Source organism: Lysobacter enzymogenes, assembly GCF_017168095.1.
Taxonomy (GTDB): domain Bacteria; phylum Pseudomonadota; class Gammaproteobacteria; order Xanthomonadales; family Xanthomonadaceae; genus Lysobacter; species Lysobacter enzymogenes_D.
In genome coordinates this window covers 1-8,261 of sequence record NZ_LXSD01000374.1, presented here as the reverse complement: position 1 = coordinate 8,261, position 8,261 = coordinate 1, and the positions used below count along the sequence as shown (strand labels likewise).

Below are 8,261 nucleotides of genomic sequence, written 5' to 3'. Positions count from 1 at the left end.
CCGCGTGGCGACCATGCCGCCGTCGGCGCGCAGGACGTCGTCGATGAATTCTTCCTTGAACTCGGTTCCGCGGTGGGCGACGACTATTTCGCCGCTAACTTCCTGTTGAAAAATAGCGCCTTGATAGCCCGAAGATTTGTTCTCGGCCAGTTCGATCAGCCTGTAGGTCGTGCCACCGATCTTGACTCGACGCGATCCGTCCAAGGTCGCTTCCGGAGGGGTATATGCAGCTTCGCTGAGTTCAGCATAGTGGATGCTGCTAATGGTCACGGCCTGACTCCTTGGCACTGACGGTAATGGTGAAGAACTTGGATAAATCGCTTCCGTAGCGGGCTACGGCGTATTCCTTTTCTATTGCCGTTTCAAAATCATCGTAGGCATTCTCAACCGGCGTTGCGTACTTCTCACGACGGGCGTAAAGCACCAAAGTGCCCCCTCCTGTCACATCCGATTCGCCTATGGTCAAGTCGAACTTTCGCTCGCCATCGTCATTTGCCGGCCGGAGCGTCAGGCTTACCAACTCGATCTGCCATGTGCACACGCCTCGCCCGAAATAGTCCTTGGACACCATTCCGTCGAGATAGACATCGAATTCGAACTCCGCTCCCGACAAGTTGCGGACAGGAGATCCGAAGTTCGAACGCGACTGCGTAGGAAACACCCCGGAAATCGGCTCTGCCGGCGGCATACAACTCTGGGTCGGGCCGATCCTGTACTGCACGCCCGCTATCGCCATCCGAAACGGCCCGGGCGCCCCCTCCACCTTCGCCGTCACCACATACTTCTGCTTCGGATTCGGATTGCGCTCGTACTTCGGATCCTTCACCGCGTTGGAGCAGGCGGCCAGAGCGAACGCCATCGCCGCAACGACGATCGCACCGCCAAAGAGGCTTCCAGTTTTCATCGCAGCAGCTCCATATCGCCCTGTCGGTGTGCCCCGCCATCGAAGCGATGCGGGCCGGACGCCAGTGTCGCGTCAATGACGCGCATGTGTCGATGCGGAAAATTTCCATCCGCGCCGCGCGGCCCGATGCGGCAATGCGCAACTCTCGTTCACACTCATCCGCGTCGCCGCGCACGATCGCCGCGATTTTCCGCACGCGGCCAAAATTGCCGGATCGCGCCGAAAACGTGCCTCACGAATTCCGTAGGATTTTTCCGACGCCACAATCAGGCGAATCCGACCGCGCAACCGCTCATCGGGCCACGTCCAGGCCTTGTCGATTCCATCCCACCCGGTTCGTCGCCTAGGCAAACCCCCACCGAAACGCGCCCATGAACAGCCCCGCGCCCGCTCCCACTCTCGACCGCAACTGGTCCCTGGTCGCCGCCGGCGCCGTGCTCGGCTGCGTCGCCATCGGCGCGGTGTTCTCGCTGGCGGTGCTGCTGGGGCCGATGGGCGCGGCCACCGGCTGGTCGCGCGCGGGGCTGTCGGGGGCGATGACCCTGGCCTTCCTCAGTATGGGCGTGGCCGGCTTCGGCTGGGGCCTGCTCAGCGACCGGATCGGTCCGCGCGCGGTCGCCCTGGCCGGGTCGCTGCTGCTCGGCCTGGCCTGCGTGCTGGCCAGCCGCGCGGGCAGTCTGCTGCAGTTCCAGCTCGCCTACGGGGTGTTGCTCGGCGCGGCCGCGGCGGCGTTCTTCGCGCCGATCATCGCGGCCACCGCGGCGGCGTTCGAACGCCGGCGCAATCTGGCGATCTCGCTGGTCTCGGCCGGGGTCGGGGTGGCGCCGATGACGCTGTCGCCGCTGGTGGCGTGGCTGATCAGCCAGTACGACTGGCGCACCACCTTGCTGATCGTCGGCGCGCTGGCCTGGGCGCTGACCCTGCCGGCAGTGTGGTTCGTGCGCGCCGAGCCGGCCGGTGCCGCTTCAACGCCGGCACCGGCGCCCGCCGCCGATGCGCCGCCGGCGACGATGGCGCAGGCGCTGCGCTCGCGCGCGTTCGTCGTGCTGGGGCTGGCGTTCTTCGCCTGCTGCGCCGCGCATTCCGGGCCGATCTTCCACACCGTCAGCTACGCCATCGGCTGCGGCCTGCCGGTGACCGCGGCGGTCACCATCTACAGCATGGAAGGCGCGGCCGGGCTCGGCGGGCGCGTGTTGTTCGGCGCGCTGGCCGACCGCTTCGGCGCCAAGCCGGTGCTGGTCGCCGGCTTGTTCGTGCAGGCGCTGGCGGCGGTGAGCTATCTGGCGGTGAATCAGCTCGACGGGTTCTACGCGGTCGCCATCGTGTTCGGCATGGCCTATGGCGGCACCATGCCGTTGTACGCCTCGCTGGCGCGCGATGCGTTCGACCCGCGCATCCTCGGCGGCGTGCTCGGCGCGGCCAGCCTGCTGTCGAGCCTGGGCATGGCGCTGGGTCCGGTGATCGGCGGCTGGTTGTACGACCGCTACGGCAGCTACACCTGGCTGTACATCGGCTCGATGATGGCCGGGCTGGCGGCGGCGGCGATCGCGCTGGCGTTTCCGCGCATGCCGCGCGCGCGGGACGGCGGATTGCGGCCGGCGTTGCAGTCCTGAGCCCGGAGCTGCGCGGCGATCGGCTGCGCGTCGACGCGGCTGCGCAGCGACCACGCCGCGACTCACTGCGCCGCGCGATCCGCCTTCGCCGCCTCCAGCTCGCAACTGCGCGGCCGCACCCACACCTCGTCGCCGGCGCGCAGGTTCGCATCGGCCGGCACCGCGAACGCCTGCTTGTAGGCCGGCACCCGCCCGACCCGGAACGCGACCACGGCCGTGGCCGGCTCGTGGCCGGACAGGCAGCGCCGGTCCACGCCCGGGTCGAGTTGGTTCGCCGCCGCCACCGCCAGCACCGGCTTGCGCCACCACGACGAGAACGCGCCGTCGCGCGGCGCCGACACGCAGCCGGCCAGCACCGCCGCGAACAGGACCAGCGCCAGCGCGTCGCAGACGCGGTCGCGCAGCGCCTGCGCCTGTGCGGATCGCGCGCGGCGGCGCCGGCTCACGGCCGCACCGGCGCGAATTCGCCCAGCGCGGCCTGCAGGCGCAGTTGCGCCTCCATCAGGTTCGCGGTCAGTTCGGCCCGGCTCAGCGAAGTCTGGTAGCGCACCCGGGTCGCGTCGAGCAGTTCCAGCACCGTGCTGCGGCCGAGCCGGTAGGCGTCGTCGGCCATCTGCTGCAGCTGCGGCAGGCGCGGGGTCAGTTGTTGTTCGAACTGCGCCAGTGCGGCGCTGCGTTGCCGCACCTGGGCGCGGTAGCGCTCGACGTCGGCGCTGGACTGCGCTTCGGCCAGGGTGCGTTGCAGGCTCGCCGATTCGGCTTCCGCACGCGCCTGCTGATACGCGCCGCGACGGGTGTCGAACAGCGGCACCTCGATCTCGAAGCCGAGCGAATAGGTCTTGCCGTAAGGCTGCACGGTCCAGAACTGCCCGCCGCTGAGCGAGAAGTTCGGCAGCCGGTCGCGGCGCGCGGCGGTCACCCGCGCCAGCGCCGCGGCTTCTTCCTTGCGCGAAGCGATCACCGACGGGCTGTCGCCGACGGCCGACGGCGGCGGCTCGGCGATCGGCAACGCGCGCAACTCGCCCGCGCCGCGCGGGTGCCAGCCGGGAAAACCGAGCAACCCCGCGAGCTGGCCCTGGCTGTCGGTGAGATCGGCTTCAGCCTCGGCCAACTGTGTACGCCAGTCGGCCAGTTCGATGTCCACGCGCAGCAGGTCGTAGCGGCTGGCCATGCCGGCGGACTGGCGGCCGGCGACGATGCCGCGCAGGCGGTCCAGGTCGGCCATGCCCTGCTCCAGCGCCGTGCGCTTGTGCTGCGCCTGCAACAGCTCGACGTACGCGGCGCCGGCATCGGCGGTGAGATCGTTGGCGGTCGCGGTCAGCCGGCTGCGCGCGGCGTCCACGCCCAGATCGGCGGCGCGCACGCGCGAGGAACGCTGGCCCGGCAGCAGGATCTGCTGCTGCACCGACCACTGCCTGGCCCGTTCGCTGCCGAAATTGGTCAGTTCGCCGGGCTGGCGCGCGCGCTCGTAGCTGACGCTGGGATTGGGATAGGCCCCGGCGGTGGTGCGCTGGGCCTGCGCCAGCGCGATCTGCTTGCGCTCCAGTTCCAGGCGCGGGCTGGCGCCGCGCGCCAGGGTCAGCACCGTCGGCAGGTCTACCGATTCGGGCGGCAGTGCGGGCGACGGCTCGGCCGCCATCGCCGGCAGCGTCGCCGCGGCCAGCAGCCCACTCAGAACGACTACCCACTTCATGCGTCGGCCTCCTCCGGCGTTTGCAGGCGCTTGGCCGCGATCAGGCTGTACACCGCCGGCAGCACGAACAGCGCCACCAGCAAGGTCGTGGTCATGCCGCCGACCACCACCAGCGCGAACGGACGCTGGGTTTCGCTGCCCATGCCGCTGGACAGCGCCATCGGCAACAGGCCGAACAAGGCCAGCAGCGAGGCCATCAGCACCGGGCGCAAGCGGTCGGCCGCGCCTTCCAGCAACGCGGGCAGCAACTCTTCGCCGGCGCGGCGCCGGTCTTCGGCCGCCGACAGCACCAGCACGCCCATCAGCGACACCTGGCCGAGCAGCGCGATGAAACCGATCGCCGCGCTCACCGACAGCGGAATGCCGGCCAGCAGCAGCGCGAACGCGCCGCCGGTCAGCGCGAACGGCATCGTCGCCATGATCGCCAGCGCGCTGCGGCCGGAGTTCATCGCCGCGTACAGCAGCACCAGCACCAGCACGATCGCCACCGGCACCACCAGCCTGAGCCGCTGCGCCGCGCGTTCCTGGTTCTCGAACTCGCCGCCCCAGACGAAGTAGTGCCCGTCCGGCGCCTTGACCTTGGCCTCGACCGCGGCGATGGCGTCCTTGACCGTGGAGCCCATGTCGCGGCCTTCGACGTTGAACTTCAGCGCCAGGAAGCGGATGTTGCCCTCGCGCACGATCGAGGCCACGCCGTTGCCGACTTCGATCTTGGCCAGCTGGCGCAGCGGAATCTGCGCGCCGCTCGGCGCCGGCACGGTCAGGTCGGCGATCTTGTCCTCGTCGTCGCGGCTGGGCTTGGGCAGCAGCAGGCGCACCGGCACCGGACGTTCGCCTTCCCAGTAATCGGTGACCACGCGGCCGGCCAGCGCGGTTTCGATGGTGGCCGCGGCGGTCTCGATGGGGATGCCGGCGCGCGCCAGCGCGGCGCGGTCGAGACGGATGCGCAGCTGCGGGCTGGAGACGTCGCGATACAGGTCCAGCTCGGTCACGCCGGGCACGTCCTGCAGCACGGTCTTGGCCTGCTTGAGCGTTTCGCGCATGCGCTCCAGGTCCGGGCCGAACACCTTCAGCACCACCTTGCCGCGCACGCCGCTGACCGCTTCCTCGACGCTGTCCTTGATCGGCTGGGAGAAGTTGAAGCGCACGCCGGGGATATGCTCCAGCGACTCGCGCATGGCCTGGATCAAACGCGGCTTGTCCCAGCCCGCGCGCCACTGCTGGTCCGGCTTCAGGCTGACGAAGGTCTTGAGCATGTTGACGCCTTCGTTGTCGGTGCCGTCCTCGGGCCGGCCGTGCTCGGTGTGCACGGCGGAAACCTCCGGGAACGCCAGCACCCGCTTGTGCACGTCCATCAGCAGTTGCTGGCCTTTCTCCATCGACACGCTGGCCGGCATTTCGGCGAACACGAAGATGTCGCCTTCGTCGAGTTCCGGCAAGAATTCCGAGCCCAGCCGCGCGGTGGCGACGCCGCCGGCCACCAGCAGCGCCGCGGCCAGCCCCAGCGCCAGCGCGCGGCGCTGCATCAGCGCGCCGAGCAGGCGCTTGTAGCCCTCGCGCAATTTCGCGATCCACGCCGGCTCGACCAACTGGGCGTGCTCGGGCTTGAACAGCAGCGCGCACAGCGCCGGCACCACGGTCAGCGAGAACACCAGCGCACCGACCAAGGCGAAGGCGTAGGTCAGCGCCAGCGGGCGGAAGATCCGGCCTTCCACCGATTGCAGGGTGAACACCGGCAGCAGCGCGGCGATGATGATCAGCATCGCGAAGAAGGTCGGGCGGCCGACCGCGGTGGCCGAGCGGATCACCAGCGCGATCAGCGCCTTGCGGTTGGGCGGGCGTTCATGGCGTATCGCGTGGATGACGTTCTCCACCAGCACCACCGCGCCGTCGACCAGGATGCCGAAGTCGATCGCGCCCATCGAAATCAGGTTGGCCGGCAGGCCGAGGAAATGCAGGCCGATGAAGGCCACCAGCAGCGACAGCGGAATCACCACCGCGACCACGGCCGAGCCGGTGATCGAACGCATGAACAGCCAGACGATGGCCACCACCAGGATGAAGCCGTGCAGCAGGTTGTCGTGCACGGTCGACAGGGTGTGGCCGACCAGCACGCTGCGGTCGTGCGAGGCGACGATCTTCATGCCCGCCGGCAGGATCTTGCCGTTGAGTTCGGCGACCTTCTGGTGGATGCCGTCGAGCACGCGCGAGGGATTTTCGCCGCGCCGCATCAGCACCAGGCCTTCGACCACTTCGCCTTGATCGTTGTAGGCGACCGAGCCGCGGCGCGGGGTCGCGGCGAGCTTGATGCTGGCCACGTCGCCCACCGTCAGCGCGGTGCCGGCGCGGTTCTTCAGCGGTATGGCCTTGATGTCCTCGACCGAATCGATGAAGCCGACGCCGCGGATGGTCAGCTCTTGGTCGCCGTGGCGCAGGAAGCCGCCGCCGACGTTGAGGTTGGCCTTCTTGATCGCGTCTTCCAGGTCGCCCAGGCTCAGGCCGGCGCCGTACAGCCTGGCCGGATCGGCCTCGACCTGCAGTTCCTTCAGATAACCGCCGAACGGCACCACGTCGGCCACGCCCTGCACCTGGCGCAGCACGCGGGTGACGTTCCACTGCATTTCCGAGCGCAGCTGGTAGAGGTCGGCGCGATCGCTGGTCAAGCGAAAGCGATAGATCTTGCCCAGCGGCGTCGCTTCCGGAGCCAGGTCCGGCACGACGCCCTGCGGCAAATCGGCCTGCGCCATGCGTTGCCCGACCAGCATCCGGGTCGAAAACGCATCCACGTCGTCGTCGAAGATCAAGGTCACCAGCGACAGCCCGAACAGGCTTTCGCTGCGCAGCAGGGTCATCCCCGGCGTGCCGTTGAGCGCGCGCTCCAGCGGCACCGTGACTTGCCGCTCGATTTCCTCGGCGGCGTAGCCCGGCATCTGGGTGATGACCTGGACCTGGACGTTGGTGACGTCGGGATAGGCCTCGATCGGGGTTTGCAGGTACGCGCGCACGCCGAACAAGGCGACGATCGCGGTCATGACCAGGATGGCGACGCGCCGGTGCACGCACGCTTCGATGATGCGATTGAGCATGGCGGCCTCAGAGCAACTGTTCGGCCTGGCTGTCGAGCAGCAAGGCGCCTTCGACCACCACCTTCTCGCCGGCGCGCACGCCGTCGAGCAGGGTCACCCGGCCGCCGCGCGAGGCGCCGGTGCGCACCGCGCGCGCTTCGAAACGGCCGTCGCCGCGCTGCACGTAGACCAGGCGCTGGCTGCCGCCCTTGATCAGCACCGCGGCGACCGGAACGCTCGGCGCGGCGTCGGCGGCCGCGTCCAGCCGCACCTCGACCATCGCGCCGGGCGTCGGCGCGGGCGCGGGCGCGGGCGCGTCGGCGAAGGTCAGGTACAGCGGCAGGCGGCGCAGGTCGCCGTCGACCAGCGGGCCCAGGCCGTCGACCTTGGCGGCGTAGTCGGCGCCGGCGCCGGGAACGTGGATGCGCGCGCCGCTGCCGGCGCGGATCGCCGCGGCTTCGCTTTCCGGAACATCCGCCACCACCCACACGCGCGAGGGATCGCCGATTTCCACCAGCGCCGCGCCGTCGGCGGCGACCACCGCGCCGAGGTTGGCGTGCAGCGACAGCACCACGCCGGCGGCGGGGGCGCGCAGCACGAAGCGGTCGCCGGCGCCGCGGCCGAGCAGGTCGGCGGCGCGCTGCGCGCGCTCGAGTTCGGCGCGCGCTTCGCGCACCGCGACCTGGGCCTGAAAGCGCTCCACCTCCAGGCCCACGCCCTTGGCCACCATCTCGTCCTGGCGGCGCAGCGCGTCCTCGGCCAGCGCGGTCTGCGCGCGCGCCTGCGCCAGCGAGGCCTTGGCCGAGCCGGCGTCGGCGCTTTGCAAGGTCAGCAGCGGCGCGCCGGCGGCCACTTTCTCGCCCGGACGCACCTCCACCGAGACCACGCGCGCGGTCACCGGACTGCCGACCGCGGTCATCGCCTGCGGCCGGAACGCCACCCGCCCGGGCAGCGCCGCGCCCGCGGCGCCGGCGCCGGCGCCGGCG

6 protein-coding genes and 1 pseudogene are annotated in these 8,261 nt (G+C 70.0%); 1 reads left to right on the top strand and 6 read right to left on the bottom strand.

Going from position 1 to position 8,261, the window contains the following annotated elements; all coding sequences use genetic code 11:
• Both A7A76_RS15090 and A7A76_RS15085 read right to left on the bottom strand, forming a co-directional pair.
• Positions 1-270 (bottom strand): annotated as a pseudogene (locus tag A7A76_RS15090) (hypothetical protein); the annotation flags it as partial.
• Positions 260-904 (bottom strand): hypothetical protein, encoded by a 645-nt coding sequence (locus tag A7A76_RS15085; RefSeq protein ID WP_206411952.1) that lies wholly within the window; start codon positions 902-904, stop codon positions 260-262. The gene A7A76_RS15085 and the pseudogene A7A76_RS15090, both read right to left, overlap by 11 nt.
• 371 nt (positions 905-1,275) lie before the next feature.
• Between A7A76_RS15085 and A7A76_RS15080 the strand changes: the two genes are divergently transcribed.
• The gene (locus tag A7A76_RS15080; RefSeq protein WP_206411951.1) at positions 1,276-2,517 is read left to right on the top strand and encodes an MFS transporter; all 1,242 of its coding nucleotides are present in this window, start codon (positions 1,276-1,278) and stop codon (positions 2,515-2,517) included.
• A 62-nt stretch (positions 2,518-2,579) separates the two neighbouring features.
• Here A7A76_RS15080 and A7A76_RS15075 read toward each other — a convergent pair whose 3' ends face one another.
• The 4 genes from A7A76_RS15075 to A7A76_RS15060 all read right to left on the bottom strand — a co-directional run.
• Entirely contained in the window at positions 2,580-2,963 is a 384-nt protein-coding gene (locus tag A7A76_RS15075; RefSeq protein WP_206411950.1) for a hypothetical protein, read from the bottom strand.
• On the bottom strand, positions 2,960-4,210 hold the full coding sequence (locus A7A76_RS15070) for a TolC family protein (protein ID WP_206411949.1): 1,251 nt from the start codon (positions 4,208-4,210) through the stop codon (positions 2,960-2,962). Before A7A76_RS15070 ends, A7A76_RS15075 begins: the two co-directional genes overlap by 4 nt.
• On the bottom strand, positions 4,207-7,296 hold the full coding sequence (locus A7A76_RS15065) for an efflux RND transporter permease subunit (RefSeq protein ID WP_206411948.1): 3,090 nt from the start codon (positions 7,294-7,296) through the stop codon (positions 4,207-4,209). Before A7A76_RS15065 ends, A7A76_RS15070 begins: the two co-directional genes overlap by 4 nt.
• A 7-nt stretch (positions 7,297-7,303) precedes the next feature.
• Positions 7,304-8,261: efflux RND transporter periplasmic adaptor subunit (locus tag A7A76_RS15060; RefSeq protein WP_206411947.1), on the bottom strand; the 958-nt coding region annotated here is incomplete at its 5' end.